We start from the raw sequence: 20020 nt of genomic DNA, 5'->3' as shown, positions 1-20020 counted from the left end.
ATGTACGATTTATTATTAAAAAGCGCAAAGTTAGTTTCAGGAGAAATTTGCGATATAGCAATTCATAACAGCAAAATACTAGAAATAAATAAAAATATAAACAGAGATAACTTTAAAGAGATAATAGAGCTTAAGGGTAACAAATATGTAAGTGCAGGATGGATAGATTTGCATACCCATTCCTATACAGGTCTAGAGCTATATAGTGACAATCCTGATGAAATAGGTTTAAAATCAGGGGTAACTACCGTAGTAGATACTGGTACCGCTGGAGCTTTAAATATAGAAGATTTTTATAATCTATCAGGACAATATAAAACAAATGTTTATGCCTTTTTAAATATATCTAAGACTGGTATAGTTCAGCAAAATGAGCTGTCTGACTTAAATAATATAGATTTAGAGTTAATAAAAAGCAGTATAGAAAAATATCCAGACTTTATAATTGGATTAAAGGCTAGAATGAGTAAAAGCGTAGTTGGCGATAATGGTATACTACCTCTAAAGCTTGCTTTAAAAGCAAAAGCTGAAAATAATCATATACCTCTTATGGTACACATAGGAACCAAGCCCCCAGAAATTGAAGAAATCCTTTCTTTATTAGGCAAAAATGATATACTAACTCATTGCTATCATGGAAAAGAGAATGGTTTATTTGATAAAGAAGGTGCTCCTAAAAAAGAACTTTTGTCAGCTTTAGACAGAGGGTTACATCTAGATGTAGGCCATGGAAAAGAAAGCTTTAGCTTTAGAGTAGCAGAGCAGGGAAAAAAAGCTCAAATTAAGCCTCATAGTATAAGCACAGATATATATTTTAGAAACAGAATTAATGGACCAGTATTTAATATGGCTACTACTCTATCAAAATTTTTATACTTAGGCTATTCTTTAGCGGAACTAATACCTTTAGTGACAATAAACCCTGCAAAGGCTATTAACCTGGCCAAGAAAGGTCGTTTAGAAAAAGATATGGATGCAGATATCACTATTTTCACCATAACGGATGAAGAAGTAGAACTTATTGACTCTCTTGGCACTGTAATAAAAGGAGATAAAAAAGTAATACCTTTAGCTGTGGTTTTAAAGGGTGAATATATAGATTTAGAGGAGGTTCGTCTTTAATGAGTGATTTATCCCTTTACGAAAAGTATGGATTAAAACAAGTAATAAATGCCTCTGGTAAAATGACCATCCTAGGTGTTTCTACTTTACAGGAGGAAGTTTTACTTAGCATGAAGGAAGGCGCTACAAAATTCTTTGAAATAAAGGATTTATTAGACAAAACTGGAGCTTATATAGCTAAAACCCTTAATATAGAATCTGCTTATATAGTGTCCAGCGCCTCAGCAGGTATTGCTATGACCATTGCTTCCTTGATTTCAAAGGATAATTTAGATATGATTCTTAACCTGCATAGCAGAAAATATAATGTTCCTAGAGAGGTTATACTACCTAAGGGACACAATGTAGACTATGGTTGCCCTGTTCAAACCATGATAGAATTAGGCGGAGGCTTGCTTAAGGAAGCTGGCTACTCTAACCAATGTAAAAAAGAGCATGTAGAGACATTAATAAATGAAAACACCATAGCTTTAATGTATGTAAAATCCCACCATTGCGTACAAAAAGGCATAGTTTCAATTGAAGAATTAGTTGAATTAGGCAGAAAATATAATCTCCCTGTTATTATTGATGCTGCTGCGGAAGAAGATTTAAGGAAATATTATAACCTTGGTGTTGATGTGGTAATATATAGTGGAGCAAAAGCCATAGAAGGACCTACTTCTGGTTTAGTTATAGGCAAAAAGAAATATATCGATCTTATTAAGCTTCAAAGCCAAGGTATAGGAAGAGCTATGAAGGTTGGAAAAGAAAATATATTAGGTCTTGCTAAAGCTATTGAGCTATATGAAAACAGCATAAAAATTACTGGTGAAGAACTTAATAAAAGATTAGAGAGCTTCATAAATACCCTTAACAATATAAAGGGCATTGAAGCTAGCTCCATAAAAGATGCAGCCGGAAGAGATATAGTAAGAGGTCAATTGAGCTTTAATAGTGATATTTTAGGTTTAGAGGCTAAAGATATAGTTAAGAAATTAAAGGATGGCCCTATAGCTATATATACTAGAGATTATAGAGCTAATGAGGGCAAAATAGAAATTGATATAAGAAGTGTTAGCCATGAAGAACTAAAAATAATTGAAAATAGAATTATAGAAATAATCGGAGGTAAGTAATTATGATGAAAGAAGCTAAATTTTATAAAGATAGAGTGTGCATTAATGTGCTTGCAAATTCTATAGAAAACGCTAAAGAAATATATGAAGCTATAGATGGTCACATATTAGTAGGATTACTATCTAAAAACTACCCTACTGTAGAAGCTGCAGTGGAAGATATGAAATTGTATGCTAAAGAAATAAATAATGCGGTATCTGTAGGATTAGGTGCTGGAGATCCAAATCAGTGGAAAATGGCAGCGGAAATATCTAAAGAGTTACAACCTCAACACGTGAATCAAGTATTTACTGGGGTAGGTTATACCCGCGCATTGTTAGGTCAAAAGGAAACCTTAGTAAATGCTTTGATATCTCCTTGCGGAAAAGTTGGTTATGTTAAAGTATCCACTGGACCTTTAAGTTCAAAAGCTGAGGATGGTATTGTATCTGTAGAGACTGCTATTGAAATGTTAAAGGATATGGGGGCAAGCTCCGTTAAATTCTTCCCAATGAACGGATTAAACACCATAGAGGAATATAAAGTTCTAGCAGAAGCTTGCGCAAAACAAGACTTTATATTGGAGCCAACCGGCGGAATAGATTTAGATAATTTTGAAGAAATACTTACTATAGCTCTTAAAGCAGGAGTTAAAAAAGTTGTTCCTCATGTTTATACCTCTATAGTAGATAAAGCTACTGGTAAGACTAAGGTAGAAGACATAATGAAAATCTATGAAATCATAAAAAGAGTTGTGGAGTAATTTGATATGAAAGTATTAGCTTTTGGTGAAGTTATGATGAGGCTTATGGTTCCTGACCATAAGCTGCTTTCTCAGTCTGAGGATCTAAAATATATTTTCTCTGGAACAGGTGTAAACATTCTTTCCGGCTTATATCAAATGGGCTATGAAACTTATTTAGCCAGCAAACTTCCCCATAATAATGTAGGTTATGCCGCTGGTGCTTACCTTCGTAAATTAGGTGTAAAGGATGATTATATAAATTTCGGCGGAAATTATATAGGTATATACTTTTTAGAAACAGGCTTCGGCTCTAGAGCCACAGAAGTAACTTATATGAACAGGCAAAATAGCGCCTTTTGTCAAAGCACTATGGAGGACTATGATTTTGATAAAATATTACAAGATATTGATGCTGTTCATATCTGCGGAATATCCCTAGCTCTTAATGATAATACTAGAAAATTATCCTTGGAACTAGCAAAAAAAGCTTATGAAAAGAACATAAGGATATTCTTTGATTTTAACTATAGACCTTCCTTATGGGGAGATAAGGACTACAGCTTTGCAAAAACACAATATGAAGAAATTTTAAAATATTGCAGCGTAGTCTTTGCTGGTTATAAGGATGCTAACCTAATATTAGACATTGAACCAGATAAAGATGAAAAAGAAGATAATATTGCTCATAATGTGCTATTAAAAATGAGAAGTAAATATAATATCCATACTATCTGTGGAACCTATAGAAGCATAGAGTCCAGCGATCATCAGTATATAAAGGGATATTTAATAGATGCTAATGGCTATCATGAAAGCAGTGAATACGAGCTTAAAATCTTAGATAGAATCGGTGCTGGCGATGGATTTGCTGCGGGTATAATCTACTCTCTTCTGGAGAATTTAGATACATCCGAGGCTTTAGAGTTTGCTGCCTGCAGTGCTGTTCTTGCTCATACCACCTATGGAGATAGCCCTGTAGTTAGTAAGAAATCTATCTATAGATTAATGCAAAAGGACAAAACTGATATTTTTAGATAAGTTTTCATAAGAAGGCAAAGAGTCAGCTTTAACACTGACTCTTTGCTTTTTTAATTAGCATCTATTTTTTTGTGTATATCTATGATTTCTAAAGCAAGATCCTTTAAAGTTATGGTTGTCATAAGGTGATCTTGAGCATGTACAAGAAGTAATGAAAACTCAGTTTTATTTCCACTGGCCTCAGAATGAATAAGATTGGTTTGAGCAGCATGAGCATGATCTAACTGCTCATTGCATTTCTTCATCAAATCCTCTGCATTATTAAAATCTCCATCCTTGGCAGCTTGTATAGCTTCCATTGCATAGCTTCTAGCATCTCCGCTGTTCATTATAAGATTTAAAACTATTTGCTCCATTAAATTTACCTCTTTCTATTATAACTTTTGCAATATATGTGACGTGATTTTTACTATCTTTATTACTTATTATTTACCATATCTATAGCTTGCTTTAATACTTTTTCCCCATTCATAGTACCATAGTCCATATTGTTTATAACTTCTACTGGTATTCCTTTAGGCTCTAAGCTTGTTTTTATCTTATTGTGTAAAAATCTAACCTGTGGTCCAAGCAATAATGCATCTATTTTATCTACATAGTTAGAAAGTTGGGATTCCCCTACTGCATTTATCTCTGCCTCTATACCTTGCTTTTCTGCTGCCTGTCTCATTTTAGCTACTAGCATACTTGTTGACATACCTGCTGAACAAATTAATAATACTCTTATCATATACTATTCCTCCTGATTAACTTTTATTTAAACCTTATATAACTTACACTTATATATTTAGCAAATTGCATGCCAATTATAACTGTGCAATGTTTCACTATTACAAGCCTTTAAGGGAAAAAAATAGCGAAATAGTGCTTTATTTTATTGCACACTATCCCACTATTCTTGCACAGTATTATTGCATTGCACAGTATCGCACAATATATTAATTTTCATTATTGTTTATTAGGATTTTTACTATATGAGCCAGCTCATCATCATTTATTTCTATATGATATTTTTGCTCTAAAGGCTTAAGAGTTTGCTTTATGAGTATAAATTCCTTAGTATAAATATTCCTCATGGCATCAACATCTTCATGTATTATAGTCTCATTCTCATTTTTTATTCTATCTACCATAAAGGCTAAATGAAGAATAATTCCTGTCTTTGCTTCTTCATTTATGACCATACTAAGTATTTTCTCAATACTTCTAATAATAGCTCTGCAATCCCCAACTAGGTCTTCTACTTTATCAAGCTTTAAATGGTTTTTTAATGATTTTTCAATTTTTATGTAATCCTCTTCTGCTTCTATCAATTTACTTATTTTATTAACTCCCTCACCGGATAAAATATCTGGTGCAGGAATAAAGGGTATATTTTCAATAAACATATTAACAGTACCAACCAGGGCAATGATCTTATACTCTTCACTTAAGCTCTCCACATGAGTTAAAAAATCATTACGATCCAATATGTTCAAGGCTATAATCTCTATATTGTAAGCTTTAGTGAAATTTTGACTTATGATTTGTTTTAAGGTCTCAGCAGACCCCTCTCCAGTAAAACAAGCCGTAATAATTAAAAACTTCTTTTTACTATAATTGTTGGTTCTAGTTTCAATCCTATATCTGCTTAATTCTAAACAAGATTTATAAATTGATTGCAGCTCTCTTCCCAAAAGTGCCTTGCTACAAGCCTCGATTACCATAGGGGTGCTGACCATATCGATAGTTTTTATATTTATTCCCGTTTCCTCAGATATCATTTCTCCAAAGTTTGTAAGAGAACCCATATCTACTAATAGGAGAACTCCCTTTCCCTTATCAATTTCTATTACCTTATTTTTTGCTATATCATACATCTTTTCAGCTTTCATGGTTAAAGGCATATCCAGATATTCTGTATACTCCTCCCCTATTAAGCCATTGGCAACTCTAACCATACTGCTTGCAGTAGAGTCCCCGTGCATTATTACGAGTATACCTACCTTTGACTCCTTTTTTATTTCTGCTTCATACAAATCTGAGGCTAAAAACATAGCTAAATATCCAATCTCATCTAAAGGAATTTCTATACTAAATTTGTTCTCTATTATCTTTGCTAGTTCCATAGCCGTCAAGAATTCGTCAGAATAGTTTATTCTTATAAAATTAAGTTTAGGATTATAAATTTTATTTCCATTTTTTATTCTATCTAAACTTCCCTGAAGATGAATAGCTAAACCAATATAAACTTTTTCACCAAAGGTTTTATTTAGCCTTCCTTCTGCAATACTTAATATCTTTTCTACAACATCACCTATTTCCATGTTTACAAATTTATAAAGCTGATCCTTAGGAAACTTTTCAGGAAGCCTACTCATATATTTGCTGAAATAGCTTTCAATATCTATATTTAGTATTTGATTTATCTCCTTCTCCAATAATCCTTGAGCTTTTAGTAGAGAGAGTTTTTTTTCTATAATATCATAGAAAATCTCATTGTTCTCACTATTCTCTAAGGTTATTACTTCATTGTTTATATTACCTTGCTCATTATAATTAAATCTTAAAATATCACCCTTATTTTTGAGTATTTCATTGATCTCTTTTCTATAATCTTGAATTCGCATTAATCCTTTTTTTACTTGTTGCTGTAAATCTTCCTGCTCAATAAGTATATGACCAATGTTTTTAGTTTTATACTTTAAAAAGGCCTTGGCACAAGCTAGCTGAAAATCGCTTTTGAGCTGGCCTATATTATTAGGGCAGTCGTATAATAAATAAGAAGTCAAGGCACTTTTATCTACATATATACTCTTATTTAACCTCTTAGATTCCGCTTTTATAAAATCCACCAATAGGTAATATCTTTCTATCAAGCTTCTTTCTCTAAGAGGAGGTAATTCTATAACCATAGGAATTCTTCTAACAAAGGTTTTTAATAAGGCAGATTGTGAATATTCAGTAGTGGCAGCAATTATTTGAACTTCAACCTCTACCATCTTTTCAGTCTCCCCTAAGGGCCTAAAGGAACCTTTATCTATAAAAGTAAATAACATCTCTTGTCCTTGGGGAGGCAAACGATGAACCTCGTCTAAAAAAAGAATTCCTCCATGGGCTTTTTTCAATAATCCTTCTCTATCATAATCAGCTCCAGTATAGGCTCCCTTTTTAACTCCAAATATCTGACTTATAAGCAGCTGAGGATTATCTGCATAGTCAGCACAATTAAACCTTATAAAAGGAGCATTTTCTTCAACTATCTTAGATTCTTTAGAAAACTCATACATAAGTTCCGCAAACATGGATTTACCAACCCCGGTTTCTCCTAAAATCAGTGTATGGAGTCCCCTAGGAGGATAAAGCATAGCAGCCTTAGCTTGTTGAACAGATACTTTAAGACTAAAATCTGCACCAATTATTTTATCTAGACTCCCTACTTTTATATCCGTTTTTACAGAAGGCTCTTGTTCTTTTGCCAAGGCATATAAAACCGGCCTACTATTTATTTTAATAACTCTTCCCTCTCTAAACAATTGATTGAGGTATCGACTTACACTAGTTCTGTCAAGGTTTAAGTGATGCATGAGCTCTTCCGCTGAAATACTTTTTTTACCTTCAGATTGTAAATCAGATAAAACCTTATAAACCTTATCAACTTTTTTCATCTATGCTCCTCCAAACCTTTAACTTACTCTCTATAGGAGGATGTGAAAAACATAGGTATTCTTTTTCGCGGGCTGCTCGTGGGGCTCCACGCACAGTGTAGCGAAACCTATAGAACACCTTTTTCACAGCCTCCTATAAATTATATCACAGACCTTTGTAGATAGGGATTTTAAAAGACTTTAAATATTAAAATAAATTACTTATATAGTTATATTTCTTTATAAAGATGTCAAATATATAAGTTATATAGCATTAGTTTTAAGGTGTGATATTATGTTTAAATTTATTCCAGGCTCTCTAAGACAATACTCAAATCTTCCTAAAAGTATTTATGTATTATTCCTTTCAAATATAATAAATAAGATGGGTAATTTTGTAGTACCTTTTTTAACCTTATATTTAACCCATAATCTAAAATTTTCTGCAGATAAAGTTGGATTTCTCATTATGATTGCTTCAGGTTTCTATTTACCTGGTTCTTTATTAGGTGGAAAACTAGTTGATAAATACGGAAGAAAAAGTATATTGCTTATAAGTCAAAGCTTATCAGCCTTATTCTTCATTCCTTGCGTTATATATCCTTACTCCCCAAGCTCTGCTTACTTCATATATGGAAATGTCTTTTTTACCGCTATGGCTGATCCTGCTTATGTTTCCATGACTACGGATTTAAGCCATAAGAATAATAGAAATGAAGTATTTTCTTTGCTATATATAGGTTCAAATATAGGAACGGCTATAGGACCACTTCTTGCCGGATACTTGTTTAATAAATATGTACGATGGCTTTTTATAGGAAATATAATATCTATTCTTTTATCCATATATTTAATATATAGGTTTGTTCCCGAAACCATAGGTAATATCAGTAATTTAGAGTTAGATGACAATAATATTAATACTGAAGAAAAGGCAGAAGAAAAAGGCTTTCTGAAAGCCTTTTTTAATAGACCGACTCTTATCATTTTTGCAATAGTATCCATAATATTTTCTTTTACTCATGCTCAAAGCCTTTTTGCACTACCTTTACAAGTAACGGATACCTTTGGTGTAGAAGGTTCAAAGTTATTTGGGTATGTCATTGCTACTAATGCCATAGTAGTGGTAACTTTAACCTCTTTTTTAACTAACAGAACTAAGAATCTTAATCCTATTATCAATGTAGCTCTAGGTGGAGTATTTTACTTCCTAGGCTTTGGCATGCTTTACTATATAAAAACACCTTTATTATTTATACTCTCTTCTATACTATGGACTAGTGGCGAAATATTAGTTTTTACCAATCAATCTGTGTATATAGTAAGTAAAACCCCTATAACTCACAGAGGAAGGTTTAATTCTGTAATGCCTCTAATCACTGGAATCGGAAGAGCTTTTGGTCCAGCTATAATGGGTAAATTCATCGCCTTAACTGAGATAAAAGCAGCTTGGCTCTTAATAATGGTTCTAATCTCCATAGCATCTATGACTATGTATACCTTATATCTTTTTGAGAAAGGAAAAGCTTCAGCTAAGATATCATAGCTGAAGCTTTAAGCATGGTAAATTATATCAATATTAAGCTAAGTATAAATACCGTGACCATGATAGCTAGTCCCTGTAACAAGGTAGCCACTGTTTGAGTTTTATAGGCAGTCTTAAGATCTATTTTACCAAACTGAGTTACTACCCAGAAGTAGCTGTCATTAGCATGAGACACTGTCATGGCCCCTGCTCCAATGGCCATTACCACTAATACTTTTGCTATTCAGGAATATCATACTTTTCGTGCATTCATGCAAAAAATTCCTCTCATTATTCTCTCGGCGGTATTCTCTAGCAATATTTCACTATTTTCTATGGCCTCTTCTAGAGTCATAGGTTTATCTACTATAGAAAAAATACTGTTAAAGCCTTTTTCATAAAGTGCATAAGCATCCTTTCCTATACTTCCAGCTATAGCTATTACAGGAATACCATACTTTTTAGCCACCATAGCTACTCCATAAGGAGTTTTTCCAAATTGGGTTTGATAGTCTATGCTTCCCTCTCCTGTTACTACTAAGGCTGCTTCTTTTATGCTCTCTTCTAGTCCTGTAGCATCTATTACAATATCAATGCCTCTTCTCAATTTGGCCTTTAAAAATGCCATCAATCCTCCACCTAATCCACCTGCTGCACCTGCTCCAGGTACATCTATAATTGAAATCCCCAATTGGCTTTTAATGACTTTAGCATAATGAGCCATATTACTATCTAAAACTTCTACCATTTCCTCTGTAGCACCCTTTTGTGACCCAAAGACTCTAGAAGCTCCTCTCGGCCCACAAAGTGGATTATCCACATCGCAAGCTACGGTTATGCTGCAATCTAAAATTCTGTTATCTAGTCCGCTTATATCTATAGTGTGAATTTTGTCTAGTTCTCCTCCACCAAAGCCTATATCCTGTCCTTCACTATCTATAAATCTAATTCCTAGGACTTTCATCATACCTACGCCACCATCATTGGTAGCACTTCCACCAATACCTATAATAAAACTTCTGCAGCCTTGATTTAAAGCATGCATAAACAATTGACCTGTCCCATAAGTTGTAGTAATAAGAGGATTCTTTTCCTCCTTACTTATAAGAGGTAATCCTGAAGCTGCCGACATTTCTATGATAGCAGTAGAACCGTCCCCTAATATGCCATAAAAGGCTTCTATTTCTCGCATTAGAGGATCAAAAACCTTGGTATATACCACCCTTCCATTAGTGGCATCCACTAAAGACTGAACTGTACCCTCACCCCCGTCAGCCATAGGCACCTTTTCTATATGAATATTTTTTTCTACTTTTCTAATACCTCTTTCAATGGATTCAGCTACCTGTTTTGCTGTTAAAGAACCCTTGAAGGAATCTGGTGCTATTACTATTTTCATTATTTCACCGCCCTGCATTTATTGTTTTCATATCTACTACAAATAAGATAAAATAAGTTATTTTGAATACGCTTCGAGTCAACTTAATTATATTATCCATTGTACTTATTAACAATGTATTAAAAGTATAATATTAAAAACGATATCATTGCACTTTTTTATGCTTTTTCCACAATATATTATATTTTCTTAACCTTGCAGCTTCTGTATCCTATTATAAATGTATAGCTTCATATATAAATATACATTCGTTATATCAATATTATATTCACTGTATTTTTTAATTCTATATAACAAGGTATTTCTATGTACAAAAAGCTTATCTGAAGCAGTTTTTATGTTCATACTGCATTCTAAAAAAGCCCCTGCGGTTTCTATTAATTCTTCATAATCTCCCCAAGGCATACTGGCTATCTCGTTTTTAAAGTTGTTAGCGCATTCATTCATCTTTCTCCAAGGCCATAATACTCACTCCTTTATATATATTTTATACCATGCCTTTATAAAAAAATAAAAAGAATTTGCATTTTATTGTAACTTTTCACTATTTTATTTTACTTCTTTTTGTGCTATAAATAATATATACATTATAAGATTTATAACACTCTTATTCATGTCCCTTTTATAGGTTTGTTATTTATAGGTTTTATGTGTTCTCATGCCTATAGCTAATAGATTCTATATTAATTAAATAAATTCTTTCCACGAAAGAACACTGCTTCCTAATATAAGTAGTGTTCTTTTATTATATACATTTTTATTATATTAACTTAAACTATATATAAGGCATACCAAGAGTAACTAATCACTCTCTACTATATTTGATTAGTTATTCTTTTACGATGCCTATAAATTCCGTTTTAAAGAGGAGATGCAATATATGTACAGTATTTTACTTATAGAAGATGATGCTGCTCTAGCCTTAGGTATTGAATATGCATTAAAAAGCGAAGGCTTTTATGTAGAGTGTGCTAAAAATATAGAGGAAGCTAGGAAAAGATTTAAAGATAACACTTTTCAAATTCTATTATTAGATGTAATGCTTCCTGATGGCAATGGTTATGACTTTTGTAAAGAAATCAGGAAAAGCTCTGATATATCTATAATTTTTCTAACGGCCTGTGACGAAGAAGCTAACATAGTGCTAGGATTAGATCTTGGCGGTGACGATTATATAACAAAACCTGTGCGAATTAAAGAACTTATATCCAGAATAAATGCAGTTTTGAGAAGAAATAAGCCTTCTAACAGTGCCGAGATTATAAAAACAGGAGATATTGAAATTCATCCCTTAAAATGCTTAGTATTAAAAAGTGGGGAGGAAATATTGCTCACAACTGTAGAATATAAATTGCTTTTAGTACTGATCAAAAACGCTGGCAATGTAATGCCAAGAAATCTGCTATTAGAAAAGCTTTGGGATATAGATGGTGAATTTGTAGATGATAATACTCTTTCCGTATACATCAAAAGATTAAGAGAAAAAATTGAAGAAGAACCTAAAAACCCAAAATATATTTCCACCTTGCGTGGTCTAGGTTATAAATGGAATTTAGAGATAAGAGGTGAGTAGACCTATGCAAGCATTATTTAGAAATAAAGAAGTAAAATCTATGACCTTCAAATTTATTATTCTCCAAATCATAATATTACTATTAAGCACCTTTTTAATTAATATAGAACTAAAAAAGTTAAATAATATATATTTAGCTCAAAACTCTGCTGTGCTAGGTAAAATACTAATATTAAGTCCTGAAGAAGAATCAAATATAATAAAATACTATACTAAGGATATTTCAGAAGCTGATTTAGAATACGGAAGAGCTATATTAACTAAATATGGTTACAATCAATCCCTCTCTCTTTCAGAAGTCCCTCAATTTAAAACTTTTTATAAAGGCTTCATGCTTAAAACCTATTCATATTTGATAATTTTAATGCTGGCTATATTCATTTTTATCATGTTTGATTATAAAAAGCTATTTAACAACATAAAGAAGATTTCTTCAGAGGCAGAAAAAATTATAAGTGGAAATTTTAATATAAAGCTCTCTGAAAACGGTGAAGGAGACTTTTATATTTTATGTCATCAATTTAATGAGATGGGAAAGAGACTTAAGTTAAGTATGGATACCCTTAAAAAAGAAAAAAGATTTTTAAAAAATATTACCTCTGATATTTCTCATCAACTAAAAACTCCTCTATCCTCACTGATCATGTTTAATGAGATATTGCTAAAAGACAGCAAATTAAAGGAGGAAACCAGACAAGATTTTATAGAAAAAAGTGCTGAACAACTTAACAGAATGGAATGGCTTATAAAAAGTCTTCTTAAATTAGCACGTTTAGAATCTAAATCTATTGAATTCAATTGTAAGAATAGCAGTTTACTAAAGACACTAGAAAAAGCCATATCCCCTATTAAAATTCAAGCAGAAGATAAAAATCAAAAAATACTATTAAACTCTAAGGAGGATATACTTTTTCCCCATGATTCAAACTGGACTGCGGAAGCTATTACAAATATAATAAAAAATTCTGTGGAGCACTCTAAGGAAGGTAGCAACATTGAAATAATCTGGGAAGAAACCCCCTTATGTGTTCAGGTCTTTATAAGAGATCAGGGAAAAGGTATAAATGAAAGAGAGCTGCCTAGAATTTTTGACAGATTTTATAAAGCTAGCAGTAATGAGAATCCAAACAGCATAGGTATAGGTCTGGCTCTTTCAAAATCTATAGTTGAAGGGCAAGGTGGAAGCATAATAGTTAGAAGTAAAGTAAACCTCGGTTCTGAATTTCAAATAACTTTTTTAAAATCTGTAATATAGCTATGAATTCTTTGCAAATAGTTTAAAAAACTTTTTAAGCGATCTCTTACGTTAAAATAACTATTTTCAATTCTTACTAAATAGTAAGATAAAAATTCACCTAATTGTAAGATTCATTTATTATCATAGTAAATAGATATTCAATTTTAATTATTTGAGTATCTATAAAAAATTAAAGAATTGTTTATGGAGGTACTTAAATGGAGATTTTAAGAACCATAGACCTATGTAAAAGCTATGGTAAAAACGAAACAAAAGTAGAGGCATTAAAAAATGTAAATATATCAATTAATCAAGGTGAGTTCGTTGCTGTCGTAGGCCCCTCAGGCTCTGGAAAAAGCACGCTATTGCATTTGCTTGGTGGAGTTGACAGTCCAACCTCTGGAAAGGTCATTATCGATGATACGGACATATATTCCTTAAAAGAAAGGGAGCTTTCTATTTTCAGGAGAAGAAAAGTAGGCTTTGTATTTCAATTTTATAACCTAATTCCTGTACTTACTGCGGAAGAAAATTTACTTATGCCTCTTTTATTAGATAATAAAAAACCAGATATAAAATATATAGAAGAGTTGCTTACCATTTTAAATATAAAAGAAAGACGTCACCATCTTCCTTCTCAATTATCAGGTGGACAGCAGCAGAGAGTTTCTATAGGCAGAGCTCTAGCCTATAAGCCCTCTATTATTTTAGCAGATGAACCTACAGGTAATTTAGACAGTAAGAATAGCAAGGAGATTATTGAATTATTAAGATATTCCGTAAAAAAATTCAATCAGACTCTTATAGTAATTACCCACGATTTAAATATAGCAAAACAGGCTGATAGAGTAATAAGCATAGAAGATGGCATAATTGCTAAAGACGAGGTGGTTAGGTAATGAAAAGCTACATAGATATAACTACTCGTTACCTAAAGCTACATAAAAAGCGGACGCTCTTAACCATTATAGGCATAATAATGTCTGTGGCTTTAATCTGTGCTCTTGGAACCATTATTTATAGCTTTGGTGATAATCGAATTGAAACCTCTAAAAAATATAGCGGAGATTACGAGGCTGCTTATTCAAACCTATCATCTAAGGAGGCAGATATAATTAAAAACCATGCCTCCCTAAAGAATGTATCTTTAACTACAACTTTAGGACTTACCAAGATATATGATACACCTAAGGAAGCATTAAAGCCTAGTATTCCTAAATATAGGTTTATAAATTTAAAGGCTTTTGATGAAAATGCCTTTGATAAAACCTTTAATATTGAACTCCTTGAGGGTACTTATCCAAAGAATAAAAATGAAATCATAGTAGAAAGAGGAGCTTTAAAATACCTAAAGCCTGATATTAAAATAGGTGATACCGTAGTATTATATTTTGGAGATAGAAAAGTTCCAAATAGCACAAAAACTTTACCTGAAAACTCTTGGAGTGATGACGAGAGCTTTGAAGTAACTAGCAAGCTGGAATTTAAGCTTGTGGGGATTTGCAAGGAAAAGGGATTTGGTACTAGAAATATAACCTTTAATGGCTATACCTACTTAGAAGAGGATATGAAAAAAGAAAATATTACAGCTTATACAAACATAATAAGCAAGGCTAATAAAAGAGATATAGCTAAAGAAATAGCTCATAATATTAACCCTAATATAGAGCTTAAGTTCAATAATGAACTGTTAAAATATTATGCTCAAGGCTCAAATCTAGATTTAAACAAAACTCTATTAGGTACTATCATCTTTATAGTATCTATCATAGTAATATGCACAATAGCTGTTATATATAATTCCTTTAATATTTCTGTCATTGAAAGAATCAGTCAGTTTGGAATTTTGCGTTCCGTAGGTGCCACACCCTCTCAAATAAGAAAAATAGTATTTAAAGAAGCTTTTATGATGAGCATTATAGGAATTCCTTTAGGATTATTATCGGGTGTTTATGCTATGAAAATTCTATTATTAGTACTAGGAAATATTAGCTTTCTAGGCTCTAGCTCTAACTCTAGCTTTAAAATGAATGTTCATATAGAAGTATTATTGATAAGTTCCTTAATTGGCATATTAACTATATTTCTATCTGTAATACTACCTGCTAGGGCTGCTGGAAAAATAAGTCCTTTAGAAGCTGTAAGAAATCCTAGTGCTTTAAAAATCAGAAATATAAAAAAGGTTTCAAAAGGTAAAATAATTGGCTTATTTTTTAAAACAGAAGGCATATTGGCCTATAAAAATGTTAATAGAAACAAGAAAAGATTCCTTGTTACAGTGTTCTCTCTGGTTATAAGTATTGTGATGTTTATCACCTTCAACACCTTTATAGATTATGTGAAGCTTTCAAATGATCCTAACAAAACTAAATATTTTGATGCCTTCTACATTAGTTATGGAGGTACTCCCTTTACAGACAGTGATTATTCAGAAATGAAAAAACTTCCAGGTGTGGAAGCAGCCTATAAGTACATGGATACAGACACTATGATTGCAATTCCTAAGAATAAAATCAATCCTAAATACGAAGAAAGAACCACTAGAAAGCCCTATATAGAGGAATATAAAGATTATGCTTTTATTCATAACTTTAGAATTATGGGTTTTGATAACGAGGCTTTAAAATTGTGTGAAAAAACCTTATTGGATGGCAAAATAGATATAGATGCCCTAGACAATATGGGTATAATATTAGTGAACAAAAATGTAGTAATAAATAATAAGTCAAAAGAAATCAAAGAAAATTTTTCGACCTATAAGGTAGGGGATATAATAAAGCTGCCCAAAACCTCTGATATTAGTGACTATGATAAGCAGCTTGGTGAAATAAAGAATTCTATTGACAACAATAACTTTTGGAACTTAAAAATCCTAGCTATAATAGATTATGAACCTGTTTTAACTACTTCACCTCAAGATTCTTTATTCTTTATTACCACTGAAAAAGCCTACACCACCCTTGTAGGAAATAAGAATTTTACCAAAATACCTATGAAGCTATCAGAGGACAACTCAAAGCGTGAAGAGGTTAGAAAATATTTTGAAGATAAAAGTATATATGAAACTACTCAATTCTATGATTATAAGGAATCTGCTGAAAAAAATAAAAGAATGGAATTAGAGCTTAGTGTTTTAGTATATGGTTTTATTTCTGTAATAACACTTATAAGCTCTGTTAATATAATAAACACCATAAGCACCAATCTACTGCTTAGAAAAAGGGAGTTTGCTACTTTACAGGCTATAGGAATGACCCAGCAGCAGCTAAAAAATATGATTTATTTAGAAGGCACTTTACATGGAATTGTAGCTTCTATTATAGGCTCTGTAGTAGGCTGCATGCTAAGCTATGTACTCAATAAGCTGATAGGTAATTCCTTTGATATACCTTGGATTATACCTTATAAAGCTATCTTGATAAGTACTGCAGGTGCTATCCTAATCACATTGCTATCCACACTCTTACCCTTAAGAAAAATTAAATCTCAAAATATAGTAGATACTATAAGAATGGAAGAATAAAAAACTTCAGTCAGCTAAGTCTGGCTGAAGTTTTCTTTTAGGCATCATAAAACAATAACTAGTAAAGGATGCAGTAGAGTGACTAGTTATTTTTTGGGAGATTCCTTAAGCCATTTAATACCTCACTTATATATTTATAATCCTTTGCTTTTATATATTTATGGGGAATTTGCTTATATTTTATAGTCTCCCTTTTACTTTTTAAATAAGAGTATATTATTTGTTCTTCATCTAATTCTTCTTTTGTTACTGCGGTTTCACTATACTTTGCTTCTTGCTCTAAGTTTTCTTTAAATTCCAACTCTTCTTCTAAACTAAAAATCAAACTATTTACAAGCTCATGGTCTATTAAAGCTTCCTTATCTATGATTAGTGAATTCACTAATCTATTACCATAAATCCAAAACATTTTGCATCTATTTTCATCAATACTTTGTAAGGCTAATATGTATCTTCTTTTATTAGAGTCTTTAATGGTGTTTTGAGCAGCTATTACCCTTTTTAAGGCATTGATAAAATCTCTAAGCTTCGCAGCCTTTTCAAAATCAAGGTTCTCAGCAGCTATCTCCATCTCATTCTCCAATAATTGAAGTAATCCAAAATCTCTCCCTTTTAGAAATTCAACTATATTATTTATGGTAATCATATACTCTTCTCTATTTCCATTACCGTTGCATAATTCACTACATTTGCATCCTCTATAATAAAAACACATTTTCTTATTGCTTAATACCTTATTGCATCTTCTGATGGGAGTAAATTCTCTAAAGGCTTCTATAGCTGACTCCAATACACTTGTACTAGTATACGGTCCAAAATAAACAGCTCCATCTTCTAATCTTTCATAAACTATATTTAACCCTGGAATTTGCTCTTGTAAATTAATTTTAATATATACATAGGCCTTCTCATTTTTCATCAATTTATTATAAAATGGTTTCTTCTGTTTAATTAAAGCGCATTCCATTATAAGTGCATCCAATTCTGTATCGGTGATTATATATTCAAAATCGCTTACATTTAAAATCAGCTTTTCCACCTTAGGAGATCTATTCTTTAAATTCATAAAGTACTGCCTAACTCTATTTTTTAAATTCTTAGCCTTACCTATGTAAATAATATTATCAATAGAATCCTTCATCAAATAAACCCCGGGCCTATCTGGTAAAGCATTGGCCTTTTCTTTTAAAACTCTGTTATCTATCATAATAAAACCACTTCCATAAAAGATTTTAAATAAAATTTTAACTTTTTAAATAGTATGTTAATTAGCATCAAAATGCATTGACATAATTTTCAGAATAATGTATTATTAAATCATAAAATATATCATTTCTACCAACCTCTTAAACCACTTAAATTTTAGGAGGTGATGTAATTCAAATAATAGTAATGTTATTTAATTTCTAATAGGTAGGAGGGGAGACCACCAAAATACTTAGCTTTTATTAGATACTTAACAATTTAAATCCATCATTATTCCTCTTTGCAAAGGGTTTATATATATTAAAGAACCATTTATTTTAGCTAGGAGAGAGAATAAAGAATGGGAAAAAGCAAGGAGTGAAATTGCATCATTGCAAAGCAACATTGAACCAACAGTTAAGTTAAGAAATTAGGGCGATTTATACAGATAATCATTAATCTTATAAATCGTCCTAATTTCTTTTTGCTCTTTCACACATTAATTTTTAAAATTGAATACTCACTCCTTTAATAATAGCTTTATTTTATCAGAAAAGAAAAGTAATAAAAAGAGTATTACAGATTATATAAAAAAAATCGCTGTCATTGTAACTTGTATGATATTATAAAATATATGGATTCAAAGAAATAAGGAGGTAAAAAATGAACACTATACTTTTTGATTTGGATGGCACACTTCTCCCTATCAATATGAAAATTTTCGAAAAAATTTATTTTAAGACCCTATGTGAGTATTTTTCTGACATTATGGATGCTGAAAGCTTAATTAATCACATATGGTCCTCAACAAAGGTCATGGTAGAAAATACCGAGCCTTTAACCAATGAGGAGATCTTTATGAAAGACTTTTCTAGTAGGGTTAAGGATAAGTTCCCAATTTTTAAAGATGGGTTTAGCGATTACTATAATTCCAGCTTTTTAGAAATGAAATCCGCTGTAAATGTCATAGAGGATCTAAGAAATAGTGTATTATCTTTAAAAGACAAGGGTTATAAGCTAGTACTGGCTACTAATCCCCTATTCCCCAAAGATGCAATCAATCATAGAATATCTTGGGCTGGTTTCTCTCCAGATTTTTTTGATTATATCACCTATTTCGAACATAACCACTACTGCAAACCACAGCTAAAGTATTATGAGGAAATATTAAGAGATATCAATAAAAAACCAGAAGAATGTTTAATGGTTGGTAATGATGTTCAGGAGGATCTAATTGCTGGAAAATTAGGCATAAAGACTTATCTTATAACGGACAACCTACTACATAAATCTGATGAATCCATATGCTGTGATTACAAAGGAAGCTATATGGAGTTTGTGAATTTCTTAAATTCATTACCTAGTTTAAAATAAATAATATAAAAATCAGGGGTTTTAGCCCCTGATCTTTTTAATAACAAATAAAACTATCTATTCTTCTTAAATCCATTGCAAAATAGAGCCATCTTCTTCCATTCCATCTCCAGCCCGCTACAGACCTTCTATCTGCAAATATTAAATAAGCCCAGAAGCCCATTCCAAATCTAGGCCAAATATAAACAAACCTAAATAGGCATGGTCTTATAGTGGCTGGTGATACAGCTTTAACCTGTGCTTGGGCTTGTGCTTTACTTGGTGTCATAGCTGGTGGAGGTCCACTAGGTGGCTTATTAGCTCCAGGTCCTCCTGGACCTGCTGGGCCTACGCCTTGACCAGGTAGCCCTCCTGGGCCCATGCCTGGCCCCCCTGATGGTGGTCCTGGTGGCCCTTGCATTGGATTAAAAGAATCAAAGGGGTTAACTCTGTACCCTTGCGTATAGTAAAACCAAGAAGGATCAAAAGCCTCCTCATAGTCCCTATCAAAATCTTCTGCATCTAAATGATTATAACGCCAGTACATTTATACACTCCTCATTACTAAGTATTACCTTAATATACTATGCACTTAG

The 20020-nt window shown here is 32.1% G+C and carries 18 protein-coding genes; 10 read left to right on the top strand and 8 right to left on the bottom strand.

Translation table 11 applies throughout. From position 1 onward, the window contains the following. From BN2665_RS21760 to BN2665_RS21745, 4 genes are read left to right on the top strand one after another with little or no spacing between them, the layout of a single operon-like run. Positions 1-1122: an amidohydrolase/deacetylase family metallohydrolase gene (locus tag BN2665_RS21760; protein WP_055669199.1), complete on the top strand. Its 1122-nt coding sequence runs from the start codon at positions 1-3 to the stop codon at positions 1120-1122. Continuing rightward, a complete protein-coding gene (locus tag BN2665_RS21755; RefSeq protein WP_055669198.1) occupies positions 1122-2240 on the top strand; it encodes a DgaE family pyridoxal phosphate-dependent ammonia lyase in 1119 nt (372 codons plus the stop codon). Before BN2665_RS21760 ends, BN2665_RS21755 begins: the two co-directional genes overlap by 1 nt. 2 nt (positions 2241-2242) lie before the next feature. Next, a complete protein-coding gene (dagF, locus tag BN2665_RS21750; protein WP_055669197.1) occupies positions 2243-2983 on the top strand; it encodes a 2-dehydro-3-deoxy-phosphogluconate aldolase in 741 nt (246 codons plus the stop codon). A 6-nt stretch (positions 2984-2989) separates the two neighbouring features. After that, entirely contained in the window at positions 2990-4003 is a 1014-nt protein-coding gene (locus BN2665_RS21745) for a sugar kinase (RefSeq protein ID WP_055669196.1), read from the top strand. 50 nt (positions 4004-4053) lie between these two features. On the opposite strand, the gene BN2665_RS21740 is transcribed toward BN2665_RS21745, so the two are convergent. From BN2665_RS21740 to BN2665_RS21730, 3 genes are all read right to left on the bottom strand, one after another. Further along, on the bottom strand, positions 4054-4359 hold the full coding sequence (locus BN2665_RS21740) for a PTS lactose/cellobiose transporter subunit IIA (protein ID WP_055669195.1): 306 nt from the start codon (positions 4357-4359) through the stop codon (positions 4054-4056). Positions 4360-4421: 62 nt separating this feature from the next. Next, positions 4422-4733 carry a PTS sugar transporter subunit IIB gene (locus BN2665_RS21735; RefSeq protein ID WP_055669194.1) on the bottom strand — a complete coding sequence of 104 codons (312 nt, stop codon included), beginning with the start codon at positions 4731-4733 and terminating at the stop codon, positions 4422-4424. Between the two features lie 208 nt (positions 4734-4941). Next, complete coding sequence (locus BN2665_RS21730; RefSeq protein ID WP_055669193.1) at positions 4942-7650, bottom strand: sigma-54-dependent transcriptional regulator; 2709 nt, start codon at positions 7648-7650, stop codon at positions 4942-4944. A gap of 274 nt (positions 7651-7924) precedes the next feature. Between BN2665_RS21730 and BN2665_RS21725 the strand changes: the two genes are divergently transcribed. Further along, complete coding sequence (locus tag BN2665_RS21725; protein ID WP_055669192.1) at positions 7925-9175, top strand: MFS transporter; 1251 nt, start codon at positions 7925-7927, stop codon at positions 9173-9175. A gap of 22 nt (positions 9176-9197) precedes the next feature. Here BN2665_RS21725 and BN2665_RS26515 read toward each other — a convergent pair whose 3' ends face one another. The 3 genes from BN2665_RS26515 to BN2665_RS21715 all read right to left on the bottom strand — a co-directional run bounded on the left by BN2665_RS26515 (position 9198) and on the right by BN2665_RS21715 (position 11000). After that, complete coding sequence (locus BN2665_RS26515; RefSeq protein ID WP_341452714.1) at positions 9198-9383, bottom strand: GntT/GntP/DsdX family permease; 186 nt, start codon at positions 9381-9383, stop codon at positions 9198-9200. Between the two features lie 24 nt (positions 9384-9407). Then, the gene (locus BN2665_RS21720; RefSeq protein ID WP_055669191.1) at positions 9408-10553 is read right to left on the bottom strand and encodes a glycerate kinase; all 1146 of its coding nucleotides are present in this window, start codon (positions 10551-10553) and stop codon (positions 9408-9410) included. 189 nt (positions 10554-10742) lie between these two features. After that, complete coding sequence (locus BN2665_RS21715; RefSeq protein ID WP_055669190.1) at positions 10743-11000, bottom strand: helix-turn-helix domain-containing protein; 258 nt, start codon at positions 10998-11000, stop codon at positions 10743-10745. Between the two features lie 433 nt (positions 11001-11433). Here BN2665_RS21715 and BN2665_RS21710 point away from each other — a divergent pair, with 433 nt between their 5' ends. From BN2665_RS21710 to BN2665_RS21695, 4 genes are all read left to right on the top strand, one after another. Beyond that, positions 11434-12126: a response regulator transcription factor gene (locus tag BN2665_RS21710; RefSeq protein WP_055669189.1), complete on the top strand. Its 693-nt coding sequence runs from the start codon at positions 11434-11436 to the stop codon at positions 12124-12126. Positions 12127-12130: 4 nt separating this feature from the next. After that, a complete protein-coding gene (locus BN2665_RS21705) occupies positions 12131-13381 on the top strand; it encodes a sensor histidine kinase (protein WP_055669188.1) in 1251 nt (416 codons plus the stop codon). A 200-nt stretch (positions 13382-13581) separates the two neighbouring features. Beyond that, a complete protein-coding gene (locus BN2665_RS21700; protein WP_055669187.1) occupies positions 13582-14262 on the top strand; it encodes an ABC transporter ATP-binding protein in 681 nt (226 codons plus the stop codon). Next, positions 14262-16886, top strand: a complete 2625-nt coding sequence (locus tag BN2665_RS21695; protein ID WP_055669186.1) for an ABC transporter permease — start codon at positions 14262-14264, stop codon at positions 16884-16886. Before BN2665_RS21700 ends, BN2665_RS21695 begins: the two co-directional genes overlap by 1 nt. Positions 16887-16968: 82 nt before the next feature. Here the strand turns inward: BN2665_RS21695 and BN2665_RS21690 are convergent, their stop codons facing one another. After that, positions 16969-18093 carry a UvrB/UvrC motif-containing protein gene (locus BN2665_RS21690; protein WP_055669185.1) on the bottom strand — a complete coding sequence of 375 codons (1125 nt, stop codon included), beginning with the start codon at positions 18091-18093 and terminating at the stop codon, positions 16969-16971. A 641-nt stretch (positions 18094-18734) separates the two neighbouring features. Here BN2665_RS21690 and BN2665_RS21685 point away from each other — a divergent pair. Beyond that, positions 18735-19445 carry an HAD family hydrolase gene (locus BN2665_RS21685; protein WP_055669184.1) on the top strand — a complete coding sequence of 237 codons (711 nt, stop codon included), beginning with the start codon at positions 18735-18737 and terminating at the stop codon, positions 19443-19445. Positions 19446-19482: 37 nt separating this feature from the next. Here BN2665_RS21685 and BN2665_RS21680 read toward each other — a convergent pair whose 3' ends face one another. After that, the gene (locus BN2665_RS21680) at positions 19483-19971 is read right to left on the bottom strand and encodes a hypothetical protein (RefSeq protein ID WP_242866003.1); all 489 of its coding nucleotides are present in this window, start codon (positions 19969-19971) and stop codon (positions 19483-19485) included. Between the last annotated feature and the right edge of the window lie 49 nt (positions 19972-20020).

It is taken from the genome of Desnuesiella massiliensis, assembly GCF_001403615.1.
Classification (GTDB): Bacteria; Bacillota; Clostridia; order Clostridiales; family Clostridiaceae; genus Desnuesiella; species Desnuesiella massiliensis.
This window is presented reverse-complemented; position numbering and strand designations above follow the sequence as displayed.